General features: G+C 73.4%; 13 protein-coding genes. All 13 read right to left on the bottom strand.

The window, feature by feature from the left end:
• Positions 1-31 precede the first annotated feature (31 nt).
• The 13 genes from V6S67_RS05345 to V6S67_RS05285 all read right to left on the bottom strand — a co-directional run bounded on the left by V6S67_RS05345 (position 32) and on the right by V6S67_RS05285 (position 25,611).
• Positions 32-1,501 (bottom strand): hypothetical protein, encoded by a 1,470-nt coding sequence (locus tag V6S67_RS05345; protein ID WP_334209263.1) that lies wholly within the window; start codon positions 1,499-1,501, stop codon positions 32-34.
• On the bottom strand, positions 1,498-2,799 hold the full coding sequence (locus tag V6S67_RS05340; RefSeq protein ID WP_334209262.1) for an ATP-binding protein: 1,302 nt from the start codon (positions 2,797-2,799) through the stop codon (positions 1,498-1,500). Before V6S67_RS05340 ends, V6S67_RS05345 begins: the two co-directional genes overlap by 4 nt.
• A gap of 92 nt (positions 2,800-2,891) precedes the next feature.
• Entirely contained in the window at positions 2,892-3,158 is a 267-nt protein-coding gene (locus tag V6S67_RS05335) for a WXG100 family type VII secretion target (protein ID WP_334209261.1), read from the bottom strand.
• 174 nt (positions 3,159-3,332) lie between these two features.
• Complete coding sequence (locus V6S67_RS05330; protein ID WP_334209260.1) at positions 3,333-7,769, bottom strand: FtsK/SpoIIIE domain-containing protein; 4,437 nt, start codon at positions 7,767-7,769, stop codon at positions 3,333-3,335.
• A 9-nt stretch (positions 7,770-7,778) separates the two neighbouring features.
• The gene (locus tag V6S67_RS05325; RefSeq protein WP_334209259.1) at positions 7,779-8,495 is read right to left on the bottom strand and encodes a hypothetical protein; all 717 of its coding nucleotides are present in this window, start codon (positions 8,493-8,495) and stop codon (positions 7,779-7,781) included.
• A gap of 12 nt (positions 8,496-8,507) precedes the next feature.
• Positions 8,508-10,220, bottom strand: coding sequence for a serine/threonine-protein kinase (locus V6S67_RS05320; protein WP_334209258.1), 1,713 nt, complete (start codon positions 10,218-10,220; stop codon positions 8,508-8,510).
• Positions 10,217-12,211, bottom strand: coding sequence for an FHA domain-containing protein (locus tag V6S67_RS05315; protein WP_334209257.1), 1,995 nt, complete (start codon positions 12,209-12,211; stop codon positions 10,217-10,219). The genes V6S67_RS05320 and V6S67_RS05315 overlap by 4 nt, the downstream gene beginning before the upstream one ends.
• The gene (locus V6S67_RS05310; RefSeq protein ID WP_334209256.1) at positions 12,208-13,149 is read right to left on the bottom strand and encodes a PP2C family protein-serine/threonine phosphatase; all 942 of its coding nucleotides are present in this window, start codon (positions 13,147-13,149) and stop codon (positions 12,208-12,210) included. Before V6S67_RS05310 ends, V6S67_RS05315 begins: the two co-directional genes overlap by 4 nt.
• Positions 13,146-14,462, bottom strand: coding sequence for an RDD family protein (locus V6S67_RS05305; RefSeq protein WP_334209255.1), 1,317 nt, complete (start codon positions 14,460-14,462; stop codon positions 13,146-13,148). Before V6S67_RS05305 ends, V6S67_RS05310 begins: the two co-directional genes overlap by 4 nt.
• 137 nt (positions 14,463-14,599) lie before the next feature.
• Positions 14,600-17,026 carry a transglutaminase family protein gene (locus V6S67_RS05300; RefSeq protein ID WP_334209254.1) on the bottom strand — a complete coding sequence of 809 codons (2,427 nt, stop codon included), beginning with the start codon at positions 17,024-17,026 and terminating at the stop codon, positions 14,600-14,602.
• A complete protein-coding gene (locus tag V6S67_RS05295) occupies positions 17,023-18,423 on the bottom strand; it encodes a DUF58 domain-containing protein (RefSeq protein ID WP_334209253.1) in 1,401 nt (466 codons plus the stop codon). Before V6S67_RS05295 ends, V6S67_RS05300 begins: the two co-directional genes overlap by 4 nt.
• A 41-nt stretch (positions 18,424-18,464) precedes the next feature.
• Positions 18,465-19,436: an AAA family ATPase gene (locus V6S67_RS05290; protein WP_334209252.1), complete on the bottom strand. Its 972-nt coding sequence runs from the start codon at positions 19,434-19,436 to the stop codon at positions 18,465-18,467.
• Between the two features lie 55 nt (positions 19,437-19,491).
• Positions 19,492-25,611 carry an Ig-like domain-containing protein gene (locus tag V6S67_RS05285; RefSeq protein WP_334209251.1) on the bottom strand — a complete coding sequence of 2,040 codons (6,120 nt, stop codon included), beginning with the start codon at positions 25,609-25,611 and terminating at the stop codon, positions 19,492-19,494.
• Positions 25,612-25,617: the final 6 nt, after the last annotated feature.

The raw sequence follows: 25,617 nt of genomic DNA, 5'->3' as shown, positions 1-25,617 counted from the left end.
GCCACCGGCGCGGCGGGGTGCCGGGGGTGCCTCAGGAGCCCTCGACGAACCCGCCGATGAGGATCCCGACACCGAGGAGGGAGGTGAAGCAGCAGACCAGGAGCAGGACCAGCAGGAACCGCGCACCCATGAGCCGGGCGCGCACGGGCTGCCGGCCCCGCCCGGGCCGGCTCAGCGCGGCACCGGTGACCCAGGGGTTCTCGCCACCGTCCACCGCCCGCGAGTGCGCCACCAGGTCGAGGGTCTTGACGGTCCACAGGATGCCGACGGACAGCATGCCGGCGCCGGCCGTGGCGTCGCCTCCCGTACTGGCCGTGACCGTCACGAGGACGATCCCGGCGAGCGCCACCAGCCAGTAGCGCCGGTAGGAGGACGCGTTGTCCCCGAAGCGGACGAGGTGGTAGCCCTGCCGGCGTCGGTCCTCCGCATGGCCGGCCACTGACAGGCGGGCCAGGGACCGGTCGACCGACAGCAGGCCCCCGGCCAGGACGACGGCGGCCGGCACGAGGAGCACGTCCCCGACGCCCGGACCCGGTACGGGGTGGAGGGCGGCGAGGACGGTCCCGGCGAGCACCAGGACGGCGGCCGCCGCGTACGCTGTGGCGCCTGTCCTCCCGCGCGCCGGATCGCTCAGCTGCTCGCGCAGGTAGCCCGGTGGGAGCACGGCCTCCAGCGTGCGGTAGCTCCGGAGGACCAGCGCCGCGTGGACCCCGGCTCCCAGCAGTGTGACGGCGAGCAGCACGGGCACCGGCAGCGGGAGGACCGCCAGGAGGGCGAAGGCCAGCACGTGGTACCAGAGCAGGAAGAGGCGCCCGCGCAGCCACCGCAGCGGGCTGCCGGCGAGGTCCGCCTCCGCCGGGGCGTCGAGCGGGCTCGACCGCAGGATCCCGCCGACGAGTTCCTCGCGCGGCCCCACCACCGTCTCCCCGCCCTTGATCCGGCCGCTGAGCAGGAGGAGGTCCCGGTCCTGCGGGAACTGCGCGAGACCGTCCGCCAGCAGCGCCCGGGCCTCCCGATCGTCGTCGAGGAGCGACGCCGTCTGGGCGGCCTGCAGGAACGCACCGGCGTCCGCCTTCAGCGACAGCGCATGCCGCGCGGCCCGGTGGGCCACGACGAGGTCCTGGTGGTCGCGCCGGCGCGCGAGGAGCGCCTGGCTGAGCCAGTGGTGGGCGTCCGGGTCCTCCGCGTGCCGCTCCACGATGGACCGGGCGAGATCCACCGCCTCGTCGGCACGGCGCTGACCGATGAACGCGAGCAGGAGGGTGACCTGCGTGGCGACGGCGTCGGGTTCGAGCTCCACCGCGCGGCGCCCCGCGGCTTCGGCGTCGACGAACCGCCGGTCCATGGCGAACGCCCGCCCCAGGAGCACCCAGAACAGGGGCTCGTCGCCATGGTGTGCCTCCTGCCCCTCGAGCAGCTCGACCGCGTCCGCGGCGCGCTGCTGGGCGGTGAGGACCTCGAACCGGCTGGCCAGGAGCGCGAGGTCGGGGACCTGGGTCACCGCCGCTTCCGGTCCAGCAGGGCTGCGAGGTCGTCGTACCGGCCGTCGGCGTTGGAGAACCTCACCACGTTGCGTGCAGACGCGAGCCACGCGAGGGTGCTCGGCCTGATTTCGCGCAGCGCGGCGTCGAGGTGGTCCATGGTGATGGGGCTGATCGAGCCGTGCGCGATGGACTGCATCATGGCCTTCTCCGCCGCGGTGACGGCCACGTGCTCGAGGTCCGCGCCGGAGAACCCCTCGGTCGCCGCGGCGAGGTGCCCGACGTCGATGCCGGCGATCGGCCGGTCCTTCAGGTGGTGGCGGAGGATCGAGGCGCGCGCCGCGGCGTCGGGCGGGCTGACGAGGATGGAGCGGTCGAGCCGGCCCGGCCGGAGCAGGGCCTCGTCGAGGTCCCACGGGTTGTTGGTGGCCGCCAGGACGTACAGGCCGTCGTTGTCCCCGCTCATGGAGTCCAGCTGCAGCAGCAGTTCGTTGACCATCTGGCGCAGCCAGGCCGCACCGCCGCCCGAGAGGGCGCCCCGCCGCATGCCGATGGAGTCGATCTCGTCGATGAACAGGACCGTCGGCGCCTGCGCCCGGGCCTCGTCGAACACGCGCTTCAGGTTCTTCTGCGTCTCCCCCATGTAGGCGCCGATGACATCGGTCATGGACACCGACATGAACGTTGCGCCCAGCTCGCCGGCGACCGCCCGTGCCAGGAACGTCTTGCCGCAGCCCGGCGGCCCGTACAGCAGGAGCCCGCCGCGCAGCGACTTGCCGAACGCCCTCGCCACGTCGGCGTTGCGCATCGGGGCGAGGAAGGACTCCTCGAGCCGGCGCTTCACGTCGTCCAGGCCCCCGACGTCCGCCAGCGTCACGGCCTCGCGCGCGACCTCGACCGGGGCACCGGACCCGTCGTCCTCGGCCAGGGGGCTGACCGGGACGCGCTCCACGAAGGGCGGCGGCACGGCACTGCCCACCTCCTGCTCGGCCTGCTCCCAGTCGAAACCGCCCGACGTCCCGGGCGCATCCTGCGCGTCCTGCGCACCCGCCGGTGCCGCGGGTGCCGACGGCGCTGCAGGTGGCATGGTTTCCGCGGGCGTGCTCAGCGCGGTCGCCGCCGCCGCGAGCAGCCCCAGCGCCTGCCGGTTCCCGGGGTCGGCCTGCAACGCGATACTCGCCTCGGCGATGGCTCCCGCGGCGTCGCCGGCGGACAGGAGCGTCTGCGCCAGGTGCAGCCTCAGGACGACGTCGTCCGGGTTCGCCGCCAGCGCCCTGCGAAGGCTCGCCACGATCGGGGTCTCGGGTGCATCGGCCACGGGCGGCTCCGCTTTCTGTGCTTCGGGGACGTGGAGGGAACACCACCGGCCCGCAGCCGAGGCTGCGGGCCGGTGGGCGGGACTGCGGGAGCCTACGCGGAGGCGGTCTCCTGGTCCTGCTTGTTCTTCTGGACCGTCTGGCTCACGGTGCCGAGCTCGGAGGCGATGGCGGTGAGCTTGGCACGGTGGCCCTCCCAGTCGCTGCGGAAGCGCCCGGCGTCGGGGCCTTCCCAACCCGTGGAGGCGAGCTTCGTGGTGAGCTGGCCGACCATCTGGTTGATCTCCTCGGACTTCTGCGTCAGCAGCGTCGCGAGTTCCTGCATCTCCTGAGGGTTGTTACCGTGCGTGATGTTGCTCATTGTCCCCACCTTTCAACTGTGCCGGTCCGGTTCTCCCGGTACCGGCTGCCCCGCCGGTCCGTCCGGCCGAGCACCTACCAACAACCTATGCGAGCCCCTGCGACTGGTCGATGGGGAGCTCTCCCCATGCGGGGTCAGGCGCCACCAGCGGGCCCTGCAGGCGCTGGAAGAGACCTAGGACGCGCCGCCCATCGTGGTGGCAACTTGAACCTTATACGCCTTGCCCCGGCCGATCACGTAGCCCCGGCCCGGGATGAACCGGTTCCCGGCGGTCCGTCCCAGCGACGTGCTCAGCAGGGTGTCGCCGTCGATCTCGCCCGGGTTCAGCAGGAGCCCCCGCCGGCCGGACTTGAACGGCCCGGCGAGGTTCCACGCACTCGACCAGGTGGACGTCTCCGCCTCCCCCACCACCCACTGGTTCGCCTTGATGGCGGCCTTCACCAGGGTGGAGAGCTCCATCTCGGCGGGCGAGTCCGTGAACTCGGTAACACCCTCGATGAAGAAGGCCACGGCGTCGTCGGCCTCCGTGGTCAGCGCCAGCAACCGTGCCAGCTCGGGCTGCACGGCGGCGGGCGTCGCGTAGGCCTCGTCCCACACGGGCAGGGACGCGATCGAGGACTTCCGGGCACCGAGGTAGACCCGGCGCGTCTGCGGCGAGGAGCGCTTCAGCGCCGCGGCGAGGGTCACCAAAGCCACCGTGCGACCGGCACCGGGAGGGCCGCTGACCATGAACCCGCCGTGCGCGGCGAGGGCCGCCGGCTCCAGGTTGTAGTCGTCGACGCCGATCACGGGCGCGCCGGGCTCGCCCATGGGCAGCACGTCGAGGTCCATCGTCTCGGGCAGGCTCAGTACCCCCGGCGCGCGGGGCACGCCCTGGCGCAGCATCGCGTCGCGGAGCTTCTCCACCTCGCGGGCCTGCAGCGCCAGGTTGGCGTTGCCGCCGAAGATGGCCAGCTGGATCTCCTGGCCGTCGCTGAGGCCGCGCCCGGGCGGGGAGGTGGCGGACAGCACGTCCTTGGGCACGCCGAGCATCGCGTAGTCGTCCTTGCCGGCGAGCCGCAGCACGATCCGGCGCTGGATGGAGGCCGCCAGCGACGGCGGCAGCGCGTTGGTCCGCTCCCCCGTCACCACGACGTGCACGCCCATCGGGCGCCCGTCGGTCGCGATCTGCTGGAAGATCTCGAAGTGGCGCGCCGAACCCTTGAACTCGTAGTTCTCACGGAATGTGGACAGCCCGTCCACGAGCAGCAGGATCCGCGGCTCGTCGGGCCTGCCCGCGAGCTTCCGGTACTCCGTGATGGTGCCGGCGCGCACCTCGGCGAAGCGGTCGGCGCGCTCGTCGATGACGCCGCGCAGGTAGCGCAGCAGGCGCCCGATCCGCTCGGAGTCCTCGCCGTCGAGGACCGCGCCGACGTGCGGCAGCTGGTCGAGCATCTGCAGGCCGTTCGACGCGCAGTCGATCCCGTACACCTGCATGGGGCCGCCGCGCACCGTGACGGCCGCGCCGATCGCCAGCGTCCTCAGGGCCGCGGACTTGCCCGACCCGCCGGCGCCGAGGAAGGCCATGTTGCCGTCGACGTCGGGCGAGTAGAACACCGTGGGCTGCGCCTGGTGGGCGGGATCGTCGGCGACGCCCAGCAGCATCTTCTCGTCCGTGCGCGGGTTCGGCAGCTTCGAGAAGTCGTAGGCCGCCGCGAGCTCCGCCAGCCACGGCTTCCGGGGAGGCTTGATCCCGAGCTCGATCGCCGCCTGCGACACGTTCGCCACGATGCGCGAGATGTCGTTCGGTCCGCCGACCTCCTCCACCTCCTCGACGCCCTGGTGTTCCCAGGCGGGGCCGGAACCGAAGTCCATCTCGACGATGTCGATGCGGGGTCGGGCGGGCGTGCGCGTGGTCCAGCCGCCCGCGTAGCCGGTCTGGAAGCCCTGGATGCGGCCGGGCCCGGTCTTGGCTGCTCCGCGGCCGGGGATGGTGGGGCTGAAGTACGCGGCCGTCGGTTCGCCGAGGATGTCCTCGGAATCGTCGGTGTCCGCCATGCGCAGGGCGATGCGCATGTTCGTGTTGGCGCGCAGGTTGTCCTTGATGACGCCGGCGGGCCGCTGGGTGGCGAGGATCAGGTGCAGGCCGAGGGACCGCCCGCGGGCGGCGACGTCCACGACGCCGTCCACGAACTCGGGCACCTCGCGGGCCAGGGCGGCGAACTCGTCGACGACGATGACGAGCGACGGCGGTGTCTCCGGGTCCGCCTCGCGCTCCATGGCCAGCAGGTCCTTGGCCTTCTTGCGGTTGAACAGATGCTCCCGGTAGTGCAGTTCCGCCCGCAGCGAGGTGAGCGCGCGGCGGACGAGGTGCGGTGACAGGTCGGTGACGAGCCCGACGGTGTGCGGGAGCTGCACGCATTCCGCGAAGGCCGCGCCGCCCTTGTAGTCCACGAACAGGAAGGTCAGCCGGTCGGGGCTGTAGGCCGCGGCCATGCCTAGCACCCAGGACTGCAGGAACTCGGACTTGCCGGCGCCCGTGGTGCCGCCGACGAGGGCGTGCGGGCCCTCGGTCTTGAGATCCAGGTACATCGGCTCCACGCCCTTGGACCCGACGAGCGCGCGGAGCGACCCCTGGTGCTTCCGGTTGGGGACGGCCGACGCGGCGACCGAGTTGTTCTCCGTCCAGCGGTCGGCGACGGCCGCGGTGGCCTCCATCAGGTCGTGCCCGGCGAGCGTCACGTAGGACACGGCGCGCGGCAGGTCGGAGTCGTCGTCGACGGGGGTGCCGACGTCGACCACCGGTGCGAGCATGCGGGCGAGCTGCCCGGCGAGCGCCTCGTCCACGCTCTCGCAGCTCACCGGCGTGGAGAGCCGGCCGAGGCGCACCTGGCCGGAGACGTTGGCCGCGTCGCCGTCGACGGCCAGGAAGTCGCGGCACGCGGCCGGCAGGGCGGGCACGGACGTGGCGATCCACAGGAGGTGGACGCCGACGTCGGCCCCGAGTTCGGCGACGCGCGTGAGCCGGGCGCGATCCACGGGGGCGTCGTCCTCGACCACCACCAGGACGCTCGGCACCACGGGCGCGGGCAGGTCGGCGTCCTTGGGCTCCAGCCGCCCGCGCAGCGCGGCCCCGGCCCGCCGGTCCGAGCGGGCAGCGATGAGGTCCTCGAGCTGGGACAGCAGCGCGGCGCCCGCCGCGGGCCCGGCGGCGAGGTGGTCGCCGGCGAGAGGGCTGTGCACGGAGCCGGCGTGGGGCAGCCACTGCAGCCAGCCCCAGCGCGCCTTCGAACCCACCGAGGTGAGCGAGGCCAGCACGAGCTCGGCCGGCGAATGCAGGCCGATGGCCTGGACGACGAGACCGCGGGCGACGTCGTCGACCGCCCCACGCGGGCCCGCGAGGCCGAGGGCGCCCGAGAGCCGCAGGTTCGCGACGATGGGGACGTCGTCGACGGTCGCGTACTGCTCGACGGCGGCCGCGATCTCCTCCGCGTACTCGGCGAGGGTGTCGTTGCTGGACGCCTCACGGATCCCGACGCGTGAGGGCGCCGTCCCGGTGCCGAACCGCAGCGTCAGGAAGGACGCGTGCTCGGGCCGGTGCGTCCAGAGCAGCGGGCCGAGCTTGTAGATGGAGTCGACGGTGTCCGCGACGGACGGCGCCTCGGCGTGCCGGACGGCGCGTTCGATGCGCTGCAGGCGGTCCAGGTCCTTCCGGAAGGACGCCATGGCCCCGGTGTACTGCTCGACCGCCTCCCGGAAGGCCCGGCGTGCCGTGCCGCGCTGGTCGAAGTGGTTGGCGACGAGGATGAGCGGCATCATGAGTGCGAACAGGGCGCTGAAGGGGCTGCGCGTCACCGCGAACATGACCGTGCCCATGAGCAGGGGCGCGGCCATCATGATGTACGGGAAGCGCTGGGGCTGCGGGCGCTTCGGCCCGGCGGGCGGCGTCCTCGGCGTCACGTCGAAGGACGGCACCACGCGCGGTGACCGGTTGAACTCGACGAGCGGATTGGTGGACTCCCCGGCGCCGGCCCGGCCGAGGGAGACGACGCTGATGGTCGTGTCCCCCAGCGCCACCTCGTCGGCGGATGTCAGGGTGGCCCGGCTGACCCGCGTGCCGCCCATCAGCAGGCCGTTCGCGGAGTTCGTGTCGATGATCTCGATGGTGTCGGCGATGTTGATGCGCGCGTGCCGCTTGGACATCATGGGGTCCGAGAAGCGGATGTCGGCGTTGCGGTCGCGGCCGAGGTAGCTGGCGCCGACGGGCAGGGAGAACTCCTTGCCGGCGTCGGGCCCCGCGAGGACGCGCAGCGTCGCGACCGACGGGCCGCGGTCCTGGCCCGGCACGTCGAACTGGTCGCTGACCTGGGTCAGGGTCACGGTGGAGCCGGGGCGCAGCCCGGATTCGAACAGGCTCCGCTCCGGGTCGAGGGTGCGTCCGCGCATGCCGCCGGCCACATAGGACTCCTCGACGGTCAGCGACAGGCCGGCGGGCGGTGCGGCGCCCGCCCGGCCGGGGTCGGAGGCGTAGAGCTCACGGGCCACATCACTGACGGTCGCGAGGCCGTCCACGGTGACGGCGAGGTCCTTGGCCGGTTCCGGCTCGCGCCGGAGGGTCAGGCGAAGCTTCATGCGGTCCGCTCAATCGTCATCGGGGGTGCCCTTCAGTGCGTCGGGGGTGTCCAGCAGGTGGAGGTCGTCGGAGGTGACGAGGTGCGAGGTGACGGCGTGCTCCACGAGGCGGGCCCGCCGGTTGGTGGCCAGCTTCCCGCCGCCGGCGCGCAGGCCCACGACGCCGACCCGGTCCAGCTTGTCGCACACGTTGTCGAGCTTGCGGTTGAACCGCGTGAGCGTCCACCCGAGGCGCCGCGCCGCTTCCGCGGAGGACGGGATGGCGCTGAACCCGGTGCCCTCACGGCGCAGCATCGGCTCGGCGAGCGCGACGATCAGCGCCTTCTGCGCGTCCGTGAAGCGGACGGGACCGATGGTCGTGTCGCCCGCGCTGTCACCGCTGCGGCTCTCCTGCCGGAACGCGGGCGTCTTCAGGTGCACGTCGAACTCGTACGTGGTGGGGCCGGCCGTGAAGACCACCCGGGTCTGGCCGAACACGAGCGGGATCCGCGCACCGGGCGCCACCCAGGCCTGCATGCCGCCGCTGACATCGGCGACCGTGGCCGAGATGATGCTGCCGACGTTGCTCAGCCACCAGATGCCGTTCTGGCGTTCGATCTGCAGGAACTTCCGGTGCAGGTACGGGTTGTCGTCGACCTCGAGGTCACCCTCCCTGCCGATGTCGAAGACCTGGTCGTCCGCGGGCTCGTGCCATTCGCCGCAGAAATCCAGTGCGAGTTCCCCCAAGGTGTTCCTCTCCTATTCCGGGTAGCAGGCGGGCACGGGTGTCGAGGAGGCCCCGTTGCTGCGTGCGAGCTGCACCTCGATGCACGTGGTGCCGGACGGGTTGGCCTGGACGGTCGCCGAGAGCTGCTGCGTCCGGACCCAGTCGCCCTCCTCCTGCACCGTGACGGTGCGGAAGCGGAAGAGGTCGCCCTCCTGGGGGTCCGGGTTGGTCCACGCGAAGACGACGTCGCCGCCCTGGGGGACACCCGTGAGGCCCTCGGGCGCCGGGACGTTCCCCTCGAGGCCGGCCATCGGGTCCGACGGCGGTTGGGTCAGCCCCGGCGGCGGCGCCGGTTCCGCGTCGCTGCCGCCGAGCACGACGGCGGCGGCCCCGCCCGCGGTGCCGAGCACCAGGAGCGCCCCGACGCCGAGCAGCAGCGGGAGCCGGCGCCGGGCCGGCGCGACCGCCCCGGGTGCTTCGGCCGCGGTCGCTCCCGCCGTCGCGGGGCGGTGCAGCGTGGTGTCGAGAGGCAGCGGGTCCGAGGCGCCGGCTCCGCGCAGGACGGTCCGCTCCTCCCAGCCCGTGTCCGGGAGGCCGGCCGGGACGGCGGCGGACGCCGGGGCGGGCAGTGCGCCCGTCACCGAGGGGGTGGTGGAGCCGGGAGCACCGGGTCCTCCGGTGGCCTCCCCGACCACGGGGCGGTTCCGGCCGGTGCGGCCCGTCCCGTCACGCTCCGGGAACGCCGCGCCCGGGAGGGCGGCCTTCGGGAACGTGGGCCCGAAGGTGGTGGACTCGGGGTCGATGGACACGACGCGCCGCACGCGCGTCTCCTCCGCGCCGCCGTCGTCGTCGGTGTCCTGCTGCGGGGCGTCGTCGAGCACCTCGAACGGGGTGACCGAGTAGCCCAGTTCCGTCTGGATGCGCTGCAGGGTCAGGGCGAAGGAGTAGGCGGACTCGAAGCGTGAGCCCGGCTGCTTGGACATGGCCGTGGCGAGCGCGAGCTCCAGGGAGTCGGGCACGTCCTCGCGCCCGGTGCGCTGCAGGGGCATGGTGGCGATGCGGTCCATGAGCGCGGCCTGCGAGTTGTCCATGCCGGGGAACACGAAGGGCGAACGCCCGGCGAGCAGCGTGTAGACCGTGGCGCCGAGCGCCCAGACGTCCACCTTGACGCCGTCGAGCCCGCCGCCGTGGAACGCCTCGGGCGGGGACCACGGGATGGACATGCCCTGGTCCTCGTCCGTACCGCTGGACTCCATGGTGCCCGAGATGCCGAAGTCGGTCAGGGCGGGCCGGTTGTAGTCCGTCACGAGGATGTTCGCGGGCTTGATGTCACGGTGCGCGATCCCCGCGCGGTGGGCCGACTCCACGGCGGACGCCACCTGGATGCCGATGGTCAGGGCCTCCGCGACCGACAGGCGTGCGCGCCGGTAGCGGATGTCCAGGCTCGGCCGCGAGCAGTACTCCATGGCCAGGTACGAGTGCCCCTCGGCGGTGGTGTCCGCCTCGTAGATCGTGACGATGTACGGGTGGGAGGACAGCTGCGCCATCAGGTTGGCCTCGGACTCGAACGCGCGGCGGGCGCCCTCGGTCTTGAGATCGGAGATGAGCACCTTGACGGCCACCTGGCGGCGGGGCCTGTCCTGCTCGTAGAGGTAGACGTCGGCGAAGCCGCCGGAGCCGAGCAGGCTCATGTAGCGGTACCCGGGGATGGACGGCGGGGGTGCGGCGGAGCGCCTGCTGCTCACGGCAGGTCCTCGAAACGGAGGGAGACGTCGTCGCCCAGCTGCGCGATGTCGCCGTCGAGCAGGAAGGCCGTCTCCCCCTGGCCGAGCCGGCGCGGGGGCTGGCCCTCGCGGATGAGCACCGTGCCGTTGGTGGCCTTCAGGTCGCACAGCAGCACGTGCCAGCCGTCGAGGCGCACCTCGACGTGGGAGCGCGAGATGTCGCCCGAGGCGGACTGCACCTGCACGAGCCGCGGCATCTCCCGGCCCTGCACGCGGGACACGGACGGCTGGCGTCCGACGACGACGGACCGGTCGAGGTCGACGACCTCACCCGTGGAGATCCTCATGACGCCGAGGGTGGGGCGGTGCACCTGCCGCGTCTCGGCCTGCAGCCGGCCCCCGCACACGGAACACGCGGAGCTGGTGGGCGCGTTGGCGTGGCCCGCGACGCAGAGCCTCGCCAGGACGAGCGGCCCGGTACCCGTGACGCGGTCCGCACCGGCCGGAGCCTCCGGCCCGTCGCCGGCCCCCGTGTCCCCCGCGGCGCCGGGCAGCTGGCTGCGCATGATGGTCTGGCCGTCGTGGTCGCCGAGGGGATCGGCGGGGGCGGGTGGCAGGTTGGGCGCGGGTTCGGGCGCGGGAGGCGCGGGGGCCGGGGCGGAAGGCGCGGGGGCTGGGGCGGGAGGCGCGGGGGCGGGCTTCGCCCAGGGCACCGAGTCGATGAGGAAGGTCGGCGGGGTGACCGGCTCCGGCGCGGGGACCGGTCCCGTTGCCGGGGCCTGTGCCGCCGCGCTCGCTCCCGGCACTGCGGCGTCGGTGTCGGATGCAGCCGGCTCGGTGACTGGCGGGCTGGCCGGCTCCGTTGCCGGGGTCGGGCCGAGGGTGGGTGCGTCGTCGTCCTCGCGGACCGCGGCGTCCTCGACGCGCCGCGCGATGGTCTGGTCCCACAGGTGGTCGTAGCCGGGGCCCGAGGTGCCGTCGTCCTCGACGGCCTCGACGGCCTCGACGGCCTGGTCGGCCGTGCCCGCCGGGGCGGCAGTTCCGGGACCGCCGTCGGGTCCGGCGTCGTCCTCCGCAGGGCCCGCAGCCGGAGGGGCGGTCACGGGGACGAGCGGCTCGGCCGCCGACACGACGGACGGATCGGCGACATCGGAGGGGACGCTCGTGAGGTAGAGGTTCGGGTTGATCGTAGCGGAGTCGTCGGCATCGGGCGCACCGGCAGCAGGGCCCGCGTCACCGGCGGGCTGCCCGCCTGCCTGCTGCCCGACGGCCGTGGACGGCTCGGCCTCGAGCTCCGGATCCATGGCGCCGAGGCTGCCGGGCTCCGCGACGGGCACGACGCCGCCACCGGTCTCCCGGCCGTGGGCCGCGGGAGACGCGGGCGAAGGCGTGGCGGAAGACACGGTGGACGGCGCGGGCGAAGACTCGATGGAAGATTCGGTGGTCGGTGTGCCGGTCCTGGCACGGCGGGCGTCGGCGGCAGCCGCCGGCTGAGCCTCCGCCCCGGCCGCCAGCTGCGCCTTCGCCCCGGTGTCGGCGGCTGTCCCGGCACCCGTGCCGGCGGGGGTCGCGGTGATCGAGCCGGCGAGCACGACGCCGCCCACGAGGGGCAGCGACGGCTCCACACCGTCCAGCGGGCCGCAGGTCAGCGTGAAGGAGGAGCCGCCGTCGAGGAGGTGTTCGGTCCAGGTGGTGACCCGCTCCCCCGTGTAGGTGGTGGACCCGGTGGGACCGGCGACGGTCAGGGTGACGTGGCCGCGGAGGATGACGTGCAGGCCCTGCGCCGTCGAGGCGACGGCGAACGGGGGCATCGCGGCCAGTCCGGCCCCGAAGCCGCCGCTCACGAGCGGCAGGAGCGTGCCGATCCCGGCGTCGTCGTCCATCGCGTCCCACACGGCGCCGACGGTGGCCGGGGCCGTCCCGGCGGGCAGCGCCGCGAGCAGGCGGCCGCGCACGAGCACCGTCCACTCGCCGGGTGCGTAGGCGTAGGCGGGCGCCGGCTGATCGGTCATGATTCCTCCGTGGTCCGGCGGTCCGGCGTCCCGTGGGCCGGGTCGGTCGGCACGGCGTGCGCCCCGGCGGGCATCCGCCCCTCCGGCTGGGCCGGGTGGCTGCCGGTCTCGACGGCGTGCCCGACGTCCGCGGCGAAGGTACCGCCGCGCGGTGCGGTGGTCTGCATCTCCGCCTCGTCGCCCACGCCCGTGGCGTCGACGATGATGAGGCTCACGTTGTCGCGTGCCCCGGAGCGGAGGGTGGCCTCGACGAGTTCCTCGCAGGCGTGCTGCGGGTCGCGCACCGTGCTGAGGACGGCGTAGATGCCGTCGTCGGTGAGCTCGCCGCTGAGGCCGTCCGAGCAGACGAGGATGCGGTCGCCCTCCTCGACGGGCATGAGCCAGAAGTCGGCCTCGGCGTCGTCACCCGTGCCCAGGGCGCGCGTGACCACGTGCCGGCGGGGATGGGTGCGGGCCTGCTCGGCGGAGATGCTGCCGGTGTCCACGAGTTCCTGGACCTCGGAGTGGTCCACGGAGATCTGGCCGAACTGACCCTGGCTCAGGCGGTACGTCCGCGAGTCCCCCACGTTGAAGAACAGCCAGTAGGGCATGCCGGCCTCCTGGACGAGGACCACCCCGGTGAGCGTCGTGCCGGCCTGGCCGCCGGTCTGCCGCCGGATCTCGTGGTCGGCGTCCTCGATGAGCTCCTCGAGATCCGCCGCCGAGAACTCCGGCAGGTGCCGCCCGATGATGGGGCTGTCCCCGAGGGTGCGCACGCAGATGCCGCTGGCGATCTCGCCGGCCGCGTGGCCGCCCATGCCGTCGGCCACCGCGAAGATGGGCTCGGAGGCGATCAGGGAGTCCTCGTTCAGCTCCCTGCGCAGCCCCCGGTCGGTTGCGAAGCCGTAGGTGAGGCGCAGGTCCCGGGGCGGCGGGGCGGGCGCGGTCCGGTCAGTCATGGGCGCACCACCAGGAAGCTGCGGTCACCGAAATGCACGGTGGACCCCGGCTGTGCCAGCAGGGTCTCCCCTGCACGGACCGGGGTGCGCTGCCCGTCGGGTGCGGTGATCGCGCTGCCGTTGGTGGAGTTGCGGTCGGAGACCCACAGGCCCTGACCCTCCACCCGGACATGGAGATGCGTCTTGGACACGGAGCGCCCCTGGTCGGAGAAGTCGATGAGCTGGTCGATCATCTCCCCATTCTGCCCTGCGGGATTCCTGCCGATCAGCGCGTGGGAGCGCAGCTCCACCTCGCGGCCGTTGTCGAAGAGGATCTTGAGCGGACCCGGGGCGCGGCCCGTGGTCACGCGGGTCTGCTCGACGTCGTCGTCGGGGTGCGCTGCAGGCGCGGGGACTGCAGGGGCTGACGCAGCAGGAGCCGACCCGGCCGGCTCCGACGGTGCGGGCGCGAACGAGACGACGGCCGGGGCGGCCGGGGGCGGGGTGTCGCGGCGACGGTCCGGTGCCTCCGAGGGCGGGACGGGGCCCGGGAGCAGCATGCCGCTGCCGGTCGACGCGTGCTCGGCCGGCTGCGGGACCCGCGGCACGGGGCGCGACGTGGCGTCGTCGGGCGCGTCCGAGTGGAAGGATGCCGGGGCCACGGCGAACCCGGAGGCAGGCACAGGAGCGCGTTCGGTAGGCGGCGCTGATCCGGGGGCAGGCTGGACTGCCGGCTCCTGTGCGCCGGCCGCGCGTGTACCCGGGACCGGGGAGGCGACGGGCTGCAGGCCGGGCGCGGGCTCCGACGGTGCGAAGGAGGCGGGCCCGCCGATACCGCCGGTCTCCAGGGGGTTCCGCCCGGCCCGCACGTCGAAGACGCGGGTGTGCGCGGCCTTGTCGTGCCAGCCCTGCTTCCTGCCGTGGGGATCGAACACATTGGAGACGAGCATGAGCACGGGGCCGATCACGGGGACGATGCCGGCCACTCCCACGAGGAGTCCGCGGACGAAGACGGCGAGCCAGCCCGCCGGGTGGCCCTGTTCGTCGGTGGTGCGGATGCCGAGCAGGAGGTTGCCCGGCGTCTTGCCGGTCCTGGCCTCCCAGCCCCAGATGAAGACCGAGTACGCGAGGGACACGAGCGTGCCGATGCCCTGGGACACGAGGAGCCCGGTGAGGTCGACCTGCTGGCTGACGGCCGAGACCTGCTGCGTCTCGATGGTGCTCACCCCGACGGCCGTCAGGACCCCGGTGAGGATCGCAGGAGGCAGCACGTCCACGAGCTTCGCCACGAGGCGCCGAAGCGCCGCGGCGTCCACCAGGTCACGCTGCGCCATGCCCACCCCATCGCTTCCTCCGGCCGGCGCCGGGTCCGGACCGGTCCGGTGCCCGATCCTGTTGCCACAGGAAACACAATAAAGCGTGCCCGGGCGCAGGGACGCGGCGCACCGCGGGCACTGGAGCGTACTCGTACTCATGATCGTCCGCCTCCGGCCCCGCCCTGGCGGCGCGCACGCCTGCTGCCGCGGCCCCTCCGCGGGCCGGCGTCCGGCCTGCCGCCGCCCTTGCGGGCCTCGGCGTCGCGCAGGAGCGAGCGCGGCGAGAACCGGGCGCGCTGGCGCTTCCAGAAGCCCACCGAGCCGCGCATGCCGTCGAGGGAGGTGCGGACGTCCCGCCAGTAGTCCTGCACCTCGTCCTCGCTGGGGTCGCCGGCCGCGAAGATGCCGGCGTCGGCGCGTGAGGCGAGCAGCGTGGTGGACTCGCTGCTCTGCGGAAAGGCCGCCCCGAGGTCGCGCGCGCTCTCGCGGCGGGTGGCGCGCGGGTTCGTCTCCGCACCGAGGTCCGTGGCGAGGCTGACGAGTTCGCTCCAGCCGCCGCCCACGCGGTCCGCGGGCCTGCCCCGGTACTCGCGGCGCTTCCGCCGCCTGCGCTTGAGCAGGGCGACGACGAGGAGCGGCACCAGCAGCACGACGACGGGGATGAGGACGACGCCGATGATCGCCAGGTACGGCGCCAGCTCGTCGAGCAGGTCCTTCTCGCGCTCCTCCGCGTCCTGCGGCTCGGGCGCCGAGTCCGGTGGGAGCTCGGCGGGTTCCTGCGGCGGGGGCGGCGGCTGCAGCACCTGCGGTTTGGGCGAGGACTTCGGCTGCTGCTGCGGAGGCACGGGTTCGTTGTCCTCGGGGGGTGTGGGGTTGAAAGCCACCCAGCCCACGCCGTCGAACGCCACCTCCACCCAGGCGTGTACGTCGCCGCCCTTGATCTCGAGGGGGCCCTGCGCGCTTCCGACCTCGTCCCAGTCCGGGTAGAAGCCCATGACCACGCGGGCGGGGATGTTGACCTTGCGGGCCATGAGCGCCATGGCCACCGCGTACTGCTCGTCGTCGCCGACCATCTGCTCCGCGTCGAGGAGGCCCAGCATGCGGGCTGCGCCATGACCGGGCAGCGACTTCGCCTCGTCCTCCTTGCCGTTGCTGAAGAAGCCCTGCGCGCTCAGCACCTGCTCGAGGCGGCGTGCGCGCTCGATCGGTTCCGAGACGGCGCCGACGTACTCGCCGGCCTTCGCCGCGACGACGGGCGGGTCGTTCTGCACGCGCGGCAGGGTGAGGTCCGCGAAGCCGTACTGCGCCAGCTGCTCCTCGGAGAACGTCTCGGGGAACACGGCGTTGACCTCGTAGGTGTCGCCGGACCGCACGCCGACCGTCGAGAGCGCGGTCCGGGCCTCGTCGTTGTAGTAGAGGGACCGGCCGAGCTCCTGCGCGCGCGGGCCGCCGAGCCGGACGCCCTCGAGCTCGCCGCCCGCGGGCAGCCACACGCCGGAGTAGTCGCGGATGTCGAAGGTGAGCTGTGCGCTCGTGGCGCCGTCGAGGTCGTCGGGATCCACGTCGCCGAGCTGCTGCGCATCGCCCACGCGGGCGAAGTTCCCGGCGGCCTGCGGATTCACGTTGTAGACCACGCCGTCGTAGGCGTCCAGCGCCGCCAGCCGCACGCGCTCCCCCTCGGGCAGCCCGTCCACGGTGAACAGGACGGTGTCCTCGTTGTCCTTCACGTACTTCCGGAAGCTCGTCAGGGGGCTGGGGTAGGCGAAGAGGTCCACCGGGGGTTCGACGACGTCGCGCAGCACCTTGCGGTCCTGGCCGGCGGCGACCAGGGGGCTCACGGCGAGCGTCAGGACGGTGGCGGTCGCGAGGACGCCCGCGCCGAGCGCGAGCCTGCGGTTCCTGCCGGACCCGGCGGTGGCGGGGTCCGTGACGGCGGGGTTGACGGCCACCCGGGTGCGGGCGTCGGTGCGGGCGATGTCCCGGCGGTACGCCAGCCACGCCAGGGCCGCGGCGATGATCAGGATCCCGCGGAGCTCGGGCAGGGAGGCCCGGTCGGTGCCGAACGCGATCCCGACGACGAACAGCGTGAGGACCGGCAGCATGGACCAGTACGGGGTGCGCACGCGCCAGGCGAGGGTGCCGGCCAGCACGGCGCACAGCAGGGTGGCGAGGAACGGGACCACGAGCATGCCGCTGGCCGTACCCACGGGGTCCGCGACGGTCAGGAGGTCCTTCCAGGAGAAGATGACGCCGACGATCAGGATCCGCAGGGACCGCAGGGTGGGCAGGAACCCGAGGAAGGCCTCCTGCGGGGCGGCGAGCGCGTGGCCGAGCAGCAGATAGGTGCCGAGGAACGCCCCGGTCATGGGCCAGAGGCCCCAGCGCCGGAGACGTCCCAGCCACGCGAGGCCGAGGCCGAGGACGATGCCCGCGAAGCCTGCGACGAGGTAGCGGGTGTCCCCGCCGAACGTCGGGCCGAAACCGAGCACGCCGAGGCCGAGCAGGAGCAGGAGCACACCGGCGTCGATGCCCGCCTGCAGGCGCGGCACCGGCGGCAGGGCTGTCTGGGCGGCGCGGTTCATGCTGCGGCCTTCCGGAGGACGAGCGCGAGGTCGTCGAGGGAGTTCAGGGTCAGGACGGTCAGGTCCCCGATGGTGGCGCGGCTCTGCTGGCCGTCGGTCACACAGCGGACCGCGAGGCAGCGGATGCCGGGCGGGATGGACGCGGCGGCGGACCTCAGCTGGGACGGCGTCACCCCGGGGCCGACGACGAAGAAGACCACGGAGGCATTGGGTACGGCGTCCGCCGTCGTCCGGGCGAGGTCGAGGGCCGTGGCGCGGACCGCGCGCCCCTCGATGCGCGTCATGTCGTCGAGCAGGTTGCGGCCCGTCTCGGTGCGCAGCGGCCCGTCCTGCGTCAGGACGCTCAGGTTGCGCTGCTCGCGGATGGCCTGCAGCCCGATGGAGCCGGCGACGGACACCGCGAGCTCGAACTCGGCCTCGGACGCGTACTCGTCCGTGTTGGTGGACAGGGCGACGGCGAGGTGGGAGCGGCGGGTCTCCTCGAACTGGCGGACCATGAGCGTGCCGGTGCGGGCCGTGGTCTTCCAGTGGATGTGGCGGCGGTCGTCGCCGGGCACGTAGTCGCGCAGCGCGTGGAAGGACACGTCGGCGCTGGAGAGCTCCTTGGTGGGGAGCCCTTCGAGGTCCTTGATGAACCCGGCCGCCGAGCCGACGAGCGGCGTGGTGCGCGGGTGCACGAACAGGTCCGTCGGCTCCGTCCAGAGCACCTCACGGCGGAGGATGCTGAGCGGGTCCGCCCGGACGGACCGCACGGGCCCGACGACGATGACCGCGCGCCGCTGCGTGGGGATGCTGAAGAGGTCCTCGTGGACCTGCCCGGGGGTGAGCCGCGGGAGGTGGAAGATGGCCGTGGCCGCGCCGACCGGCAGTTCGAGCGACGCGGGCAGGAGCGGCCTGTCCGAGGTGTTCGAGACCGAGACGCTGCCCACCGCCCGGTCCCCGACCGCGACGCGCGTCCGCGCCAGGTCGAGGTCGACGCCGTAGGAGGACCGCCCCAGGATGAACCCGGCAGCCAGCAGGACCAGCAGCGTGCCCATCACGGCGGCCACGAGGGCCTCGCTCCAGCCCAGCACGGTGCCGAGGACCCAGAGGACCGCGACGGCGACGATCAGGAGCCGGCCGAGCGGACTGACCACGGACACCACGGGTCCGAGCACCCTGCCGGTGGCCGTCGTCGCACGCGTGGCGGCGGGAGCGAGCGCGGCCCGGACGAAGCGCCCGGACTCGGCGAGGAGCGAGCCGGGGCGCAGGGCGCCGCCCGCCCGGTTCCGCCGGCGCTCGGGGCGGGGCGCGCGGCCCGAGGGGCCGCTTCCGGGTGCTCCCGGCGGGGTGGATCGGGCGGCACGGTCCGCCCGGTCCGCACGGCGGGACCGGGTCCCGGTGGTGGAGGTTGCCATCGTCTGCCTGCTGCCTGCTGTGTCGGTCTGCGTGGGTCGGGCTAGGCGGATGCGCGCTGCTGCGGCGCGGACACGTCGGCGAGGACGCGCCGGAGGACGGCCTCGGGGGTGGCTCCGGCGAATTCGGCCTCCGGGTCCATCACGAAACGGTGCGTCCACACGTAGGGCGCGAGCTCCTTGACGTCGTCGGGCAGCACGTAGTGCCGGCCCTGTCCGGCGGCCCAGACCTTCGCGGCGCGCACCATGGCGAGGGCGCCGCGGACGCTGACGCCCAGGCGGGTCTCGGGTGCCGAGCGCGTCTCCTCGGTGAGGCGCGAGATGTACTCGAGGACAGCGGTGTCCACGTGCGTCTCGGCCGCGAGGTTCGCCATGTCGACCACCGCGGAGGTGGTGATGATCGGGGTGAGCGCGAGCGAGCGGTCACGCGTGGCCGCGCCGCCGAGCAGCTGCACGGTGGAGGCGTGGTCCGGGTAGCCGATCTCCGTCTTGATGAGGAAGCGGTCCAGCTGCGCCTCGGGCAGCCGGTAGGTGCCGGCCTGCTCGATCGGGTTCTGGGTGGCGATGACCATGAAGGGCCGCTCGTTGGTGTAGCTCACGCCGTCCACCGTGACGCGGGATTCCTCCATGACCTCGAGCAGCGCGGACTGGGTCTTCGGGGAGGCGCGGTTGATCTCGTCGGCGAGCACGATGTTCGCGAAGATGGGCCCCCTGTGGTACTCGAAGGCCTGCGTCTTCTGGTCGTAGATGGTCACGCCGGTGACGTCGGAGGGCAGGAGGTCGGGCGTGAACTGGATGCGCGAGTGCGTGCCCTGGACCGTGGCCGCGAGGGACCGGGCGAGCATCGTCTTGCCGGTGCCGGGGGCGTCCTCGAGGAGCACGTGGCCCTCGGCGAGCATGGCGGTCAGCACGAGGCGCACCACCGTCGACTTTCCGAGGACCGCCTGGCCCACGTTGCCGACGAGCTTGTCGAAGGTGCCGGCGAACCAGGTGGCCTGCTCTGCTGTCATTGTCATGCTGTTCGTCCTTTGGTGTGGCGTGATCGGTGGAAGGTCGTGGAGCGGGACGGGGTCAACAGGTGCCCTGGGGTCTGCCCTCGGGGAACTGCATCGCGGTGATCTTGAACCAGCCGCCGTGGGTGTTGCCCACCCACTCCGTGTTGGACCCGGTCTGGGTGACACCGCCGCCCCCGTTCACGTCGTACACGGGGTAGGGATCGCCCGACTGGATGCACTGCGCCTGGAACTCGTGGCCGTTGGGCTGCCAGGTGCCGCCCGCCGCCCGGCAGTTCGCCTGGGTGTCGGCCGCGGCGCCCGAACGCGCACCGTACTCGCACCCGCCGGGGACGTAGGGGTCCTGGATGATCGCCCTGCGCGTGGGTGGTGGTGGGGTGGGCCCGGTCCGGCCGGTGGCCGACGTCGTCGACACCTGCCCCTCGGAGTCCGTCACGGTCACGGTGATGGTGACGCTCTGGTCGTACCCGGTGCCGCCCGTCGCGGCACCGCCACCCGCGGGGACCGCGCCGGACTGCCCGGTACTCGTGCTCCAGGCGACGGACGCGATGGGCCGGCCGTTGGTGGCGGTACCCCCGATCGCGAAGTTCACGCGCTGCTCGGCGGGGCTGCTCGTGACACCCGGGGTGTTCGGCTTCCCGAAGGGCACCACCTCGTTGGACTGCGTGACCGGCCCGGGGAAGCTGGAGCCCGCGGCGGCGTTCACGGCCCGGACGCCCACGCGGTAGGACGTGCCGTTGGTCAGCCCGCGGATGGTCCTGTCCGCCGGCAGGGCCGAGAAGGCGCCGCCGTTGAGCTGGTACTCGTAGCGGGTCTGCTCCGCCGTCGCACCGTTGGCCGGTGCCGTGCCGCTGCTGACGGTCAGCTGCCGGTCCCCCGGCGCCGCGGCGACGCCGGGCACCGCGCCGGGTGCGCCGACGGCCTGGCGCGGCTCGGACGGCGTGCCGGCCGGCCCGGCGCCCGCCTTGTTCCGCGCGGCGACCGTGAACGTGTAGGGGCTGCTGGAGTTCTCGACCGTCACGGAGGCGGAGAGCTGGGAGCCGGAGAGCTCCTGCGTCCCGACCACCTGTCCGCCGCGGAGGGTCGTCAGGGTGTAGGCGTCGATCTCGGCGCCGTTCTTCCCCTCGGCGGTGGGCTGCGGCCACGAGACCGCGAGGATCGAGTTGGCGGCCCCGCCCTGGCTGGAGACCTGCACGGACGGCTGGGGGACGGCGCCCGGGATGCCGGCGGGCACCTCGGCGGCGGAGTAGGCGCCCCAGTCGGAGGGGTCGGGCGCCTGGTTGAAGGCACGCACGCGCACCTGGTAGGGCACCCCGTTCTCCAGGCCGGTCCACTGCGTGCTGGTGCCGGTGACGCCCGCCTTCTGGAATCCGCCGCCCGGCGGGGCCGGGGAGATCTCGAGGTCGTAGCGTTCCACGGGTGAGCCCTCGGTGGCCGGGACGCTCCAGGTCACCTGCAGCGACCGGTCGCCGAACACGAGGGCGGGCGGGGCCGGTGCGTCCGGCTTCTCGTCCGGACGCGCCGGCGCGGAAGCGGCCGACGGCGCGGACTCCCCCACCTCGTTCTCCGCCGTCACGGTGAACGAGTACTCGACGTTGTTGGTCAGACCGGTCAGCGTGCAGGTGGTGGTGGGGCACTGCTGCGTGAAGCCGCCGCTGCCCGTGACCGTGTACCCGGTGATCGCCGCTCCGTTGGCGGCCGGCGGATCCCAGGACAGCACGACGGTGCGGCTGCGCACCTCGGTCACCGCCGGGAGGGACGGTGCGTCGGGTGCGCCGCGGACCGTGAGCCGGACACGGCCCTCCACCTCGCGCGACGCGTCCTGGGTGCGGTCTCCCACGCGGTAGCGCACCACGAGGGTGCCCACGAAGTCCTCGCCGGGCGTGACCACGACGGCGTCACCCTCGATGGTCGCGCTGCCGGAGCCCGTCTCGGTGTCCGTGCGGATCAGCCGCAGCGGCGTGTCGGGGAAGGGATTGGCGTCGTTGGCGAGCACGGGGATGCGCTCGGTGCTGCCCTGTTCGGCGTCGGCGACGACGTCGTCGTTGGCCACCGCGAGAGGCCGGCCCGAGGCCGTGACGGTGACCTCCACGCCCGCCTCGACGGGGTCGGACCGTCCGTCCGTCACGGTGAACCGGACGGTGTACGGGCCACCGCGGGTCGCCGAGCCGGCGCCGACCGTGAGCGTCGATCCGTCGAGCGCGGGGGCCAGGCCGGCGGGCGCGTCGCCCACCAGCGCGTAGCGGAGGCCGGCCACGTCCTGCTCGTCCTGCTCGGCCACCAGCCGCGCCAGGTCGAGGGTCGTCGACTCCTCCTGGGCCACCTGCAGCTGCGTGGAGCGGACCTCCGGGACGTGGTTCGTGTCCGGGTTCGGGAGCACGCGGATGCTGACGGTCAGCACGGAGCGGAGGCCGTCCGGGTCCTCGAGGGACGAGCCGTCCGTGACCTCGAAGCTGACCGACGCGGCGCCCGAGTAGTCCTCGGCGGAGGTGAAGGCGAGGGTCGTGGCGTCACGGACCAGCGGTGAGTTGTCGGAGGCGACCGCGGTGACCCTGGCGTCGTCGGTGAGGGACGGCGAACGACCCTCGCGGACCGCCACGAGCTCGTTCAGGTCGAGGACGAGTTCGTCCCCGCTCTGCACCTCGAGCGGCTCGGCCCGCGCGAGGGCAGGGGGCTGGTCCGCGAGTCCCGGGACATGGATGAACGCCGTCGCCGCCAGGCCGTCCCGGTCCGTCACGGTGTAGGGGATGATCTGCGGTCCGGGCAGGAGGCGGACGTTGACCATCCGGCCCGTGCTGCCGTCCTCGAGCGTCGCGTCGACGACGCTGGCGGTGTCCGTTCCGAGGGGGAAGGTGATGGTCAGCTCGCTCGGCGAGCCGTCCTCGTCGGTGTCGTTGCGCAGCACGGGGATGTCCACGGCGTCGCGTCCCAGGGTCTCGGCAAAGGCCACGCGGTCGTCGAAGGCCACGGGCGCGAGGCTCGGGGCGTCGGGGCGGGTCTGCACGCGCACGGTCCCGATCGCCGCGCCGCCGCGCGGGTCCTCGACGCGGTAGCGCACGGCGGTGTTGCCGGGGGCCTGGGGGGCGGTGAAGGTGATCTTACGGTCGACGACGGCGGCAGCGAGCTCCGGTGCCGCCTCCACGCCGTCGGCGGGCAGGGCCAGCGCGTCGCCGTCGGGGTCGGAGTCGTTGGCGAGCGCATCGACGGTGATGAGCCGGCCCGGCCGGACGTCCACGGCGTCGTCGAGCGCCACGGGGTTCTGGTTGACTGCCGTCGGCAGGGCCACGCCGACCAGCACGGTGCCGACCGAGCGGGCGCCCAGCCGGTCCTCGACCACGTAGCTGAACGAGTCCTGCCCGGACGTCCCCGTGGCGGCCGTGTACTCGATGAAGGTGGAGCCGACCTTCACCGTGCCCTTCGAAGGTGCTGTGTCGATGCCGACCAGTGCCACGGAGTCGCCGTCGGGGTCGATCCCGGTGAGCGGGATGGGGATGCGCGCGGTGGTGCCGGCGATGGCGCGGGCCTTGACGGTCCGCGGCAGGGGCCTGGCGTTGTCCTCTCCGACGGCCTTGACGCGGAGGGTCACCTGCGCGGAGTCCTCCTGCCCGTCGGGGCCGCGGACGGCGTAGACCGCCTGGTACGTGCCGGCCGTCGTGCCCGCCTGGAAGCGCAGGGTGTTGCCGGAGACGGCGAGGAGCCCCTGGCCGTCCGCGATGGTCTCGACGAGCACCGGGTCCAGCGTGAGGTCCTCGCCGTCCGGGTGGGTGTCGTTGGCGAGGACGTCGATCGTCGCGACGTCGCCGGCGCGCACGGTCACCTCGTCGTCGGCGGCCCTCGGGGGCTGGAGCTTCTCGGGGGCGGGGACGGGCACCACGGACACCTCGCCCGTCGCGGTGGAGGCGCCGTTGGACACCGTGTAGCTGAAGGAGGTGCGCTCGCGCACGCCCTGGGTGTCGCTGATGCGCAGGATGTTGTGGTCCAGGATGGCGACGGTGAACGGCGCGCCGGCGGGCAGCGCCACCGACTGCACCACGAGGACGCCTCCTCCGGGGTCGGCGTCGTTGGCGAGGACGTCGACGAGCGTGCGCCCGCCGGCGGGCAGCAGGGCCGTGTCCTTGACCGCGACGGGCAGGCCGGCGTCACCGGCGTCGGGCACGACGTCGACCCGGATGAGTCCCGGGGCGCTGGCCGGGCCGTTGGCCACGACGTAGTCGAGGTACACGGGGCCGGGCGTCCCGGAGGAGAAGGTGAAGGTCCCCACTTCGTAGTTGGGTGTGAGGGTGGCGCCGTCGCCGCCGCTCACGCGCGTGAGGCGAAGGCCGCGCCCCGAGGGGTCGAGGTCGTTGTCGAGCGGCGCGACCAGCAGTTCCTCGCCCACGGCGACCGTGACGTGGTCCGGTGTCGGGAACGGCGGCACGTTGCCCGCCGGCTGGACGTCGATGATGACCTCGCCCTCGCTGGTCGAGCGCCCGTCGGAGACGGTGACGGTCAGGCGCTTCTCCCCGAGCTCGGTACCGCCGTCGCGGAAGGTGAGCAGGCCGTCCTCGCGGTACTGCACGCCGTCGGCCGGGCCGGGTGCGGCGGCCCCGGCGAGGTAGAGGTCGTCGCCGTCGGCGTCGGTCCAGTCGGAGAGGATGCTCTGCTCGATGCTCTGGCCCTGCTCGACCGTCAGGCGTGTCCTGCGCTTCTGGGTGGCGGGCTCGTTGCCGTCCTGGTTCCGGATGTTCAGGGTCACCTGCGCCGAGTCGGTGCCGCCGCGTCCGTCGTCGACCTCGTAGTCGAAGGTCTGCCGGCCGGGCAGGGCACCCGGGCTGACGACCACCTGGAGTCCCGTGGCGTCGTAGACCTGCTGCAGGGTCCCCGTCTCCCCCAGGTCCCCGCGCGCCACCACCGTGAGGAGGTCGCCGTCGGGGTCGGCGTCGTTGTCCAGCAGCGGCAGGATGGTGGTGGTGCCGACGCGGGCGCCGAGTTCGTCGTCCTCCGCGACGGGCGGCTTGTTCTCCTGGGTGCGGTCGGGCAGCGTCGACACGGGGTTCTCGTCCGCGGATTCCTCCTCGTCCTCGTCGGACTCGTCCGGCGGCGGGATGATGTCGTCCCAGTTCTGCACGAGCTGCAGGTCGTCCTGGACGAGCCAGGTGTCGCCGGCCAGGACGTCGTTGAGCACCACGATGTCCCTGTTGGTGCGGAATACCAGCTGGGACGTCGCGGTGACCGACGGGATCTCGGCCGAGGTGTCGTCCGCGTCGTCCACGCAGTCGCGGGCGTAGAGGCCGGAGCCGTTCCAGGCGGCGTGGATGCAGCCGTTCAGCTGGACCGGGCGGACGGGGGCACCGGCGGCCACGTCCGTGGTCTCCGGCTCCGAGCCGTCGAGCGGCGCCGTGACGAGGCCGCGTGCCGTGGACAGCGCGACGACGTCACCCGCCCCGCTGCTCTGCTGCAGTTGCGCGTCGTCGACGTCGTCGATGACGCGCGTGTCCCCGCCCGGCAGGACGAGCTCCCCGTCGGCGGGATCGAAGGCGACGGCGTCCTCGCCCACGAGGGTCACCTGGAGGTCCTTCGCACCGCGCAGCGCCTCGACCTCGCGCGTGCCGGACTCCACGAGGGTGCCGTCGCCGGCCGGGGTGTAGGTGGTGAGGGTACCGGCGCCGGGGTCGGCGACCACCACGGTGTCGTCCGGGCCGATGGCCGCGGCGAGACCCGGCTTCCCCTCGACGAGCGGTGCGGCATCCGTCCGGGCGAAGGCCCCGGGGTCGGCCGCCGGCGCGGTGCGGACGGTCCCGTCCTCGCTGTTGGCGAGCAGGAGGGAGGCCGTGCCGAACTGGAGGTCCCCCGAGGAGGGCAGCGCCGCTTCCTCGCCGAGGGTCACTGTGACGTTGCTGATCGGGGCCACGCCCGCCTGGTCCAGGTTGCTCGCGAACACCGACCCCTCGTGCTGCAGGACGTCGAAGGCGTTGCTCGGTGCCAGCAGGCCGCCGTCGAGCGTGCGCGACTGGTAGTTCAGGTGCCCGATCTTGCCCTGCGCCAGGTTCGTCACCCACACGCCGCCGTCGTTGAGGTCCACGTCGGCGGTACGGACGCCGGGGTAGATGACGGCACCCGTGATGGCGAGCGCACCCGCGACCGACGCGGCCACGGCAGTGGCGGACCTGCGCCTGCGCGCGGTGAGACCAGACTTCACGCTATT

The organism is Arthrobacter sp. Soc17.1.1.1 (genome assembly GCF_036867195.1).
In the GTDB taxonomy this organism is placed as follows: Bacteria; Actinomycetota; Actinomycetes; order Actinomycetales; family Micrococcaceae; genus Arthrobacter_D.
The sequence above is the reverse complement of the archived record's forward strand: the minus strand, read 5'-3'. Positions and strand labels throughout refer to the sequence as shown.

Bases quoted from the DNA above. Each gene is read 5' to 3' on its own strand.
- V6S67_RS05330 (WP_334209260.1), bottom strand. From the start codon at position 7,769: ATGAAGCTTCGCCTGACCCTCCGGCGCGAGCCGGAACCGGCCAAGGAC.
- V6S67_RS05310 (WP_334209256.1), bottom strand. From the start codon at position 13,149: ATGACTGACCGGACCGCGCCCGCCCCGCCGCCCCGGGACCTGCGCCTC.
- V6S67_RS05305 (WP_334209255.1), bottom strand. From the start codon at position 14,462: ATGGCGCAGCGTGACCTGGTGGACGCCGCGGCGCTTCGGCGCCTCGTG.
- V6S67_RS05315 (WP_334209257.1), bottom strand. From the start codon at position 12,211: ATGACCGATCAGCCGGCGCCCGCCTACGCCTACGCACCCGGCGAGTGG.
- V6S67_RS05335 (WP_334209261.1), bottom strand. From the start codon at position 3,158: ATGAGCAACATCACGCACGGTAACAACCCTCAGGAGATGCAGGAACTC.
- V6S67_RS05290 (WP_334209252.1), bottom strand. From the start codon at position 19,436: ATGACAATGACAGCAGAGCAGGCCACCTGGTTCGCCGGCACCTTCGAC.
- V6S67_RS05295 (WP_334209253.1), bottom strand. From the start codon at position 18,423: ATGGCAACCTCCACCACCGGGACCCGGTCCCGCCGTGCGGACCGGGCG.
- V6S67_RS05300 (WP_334209254.1), bottom strand. From the start codon at position 17,026: ATGAACCGCGCCGCCCAGACAGCCCTGCCGCCGGTGCCGCGCCTGCAG.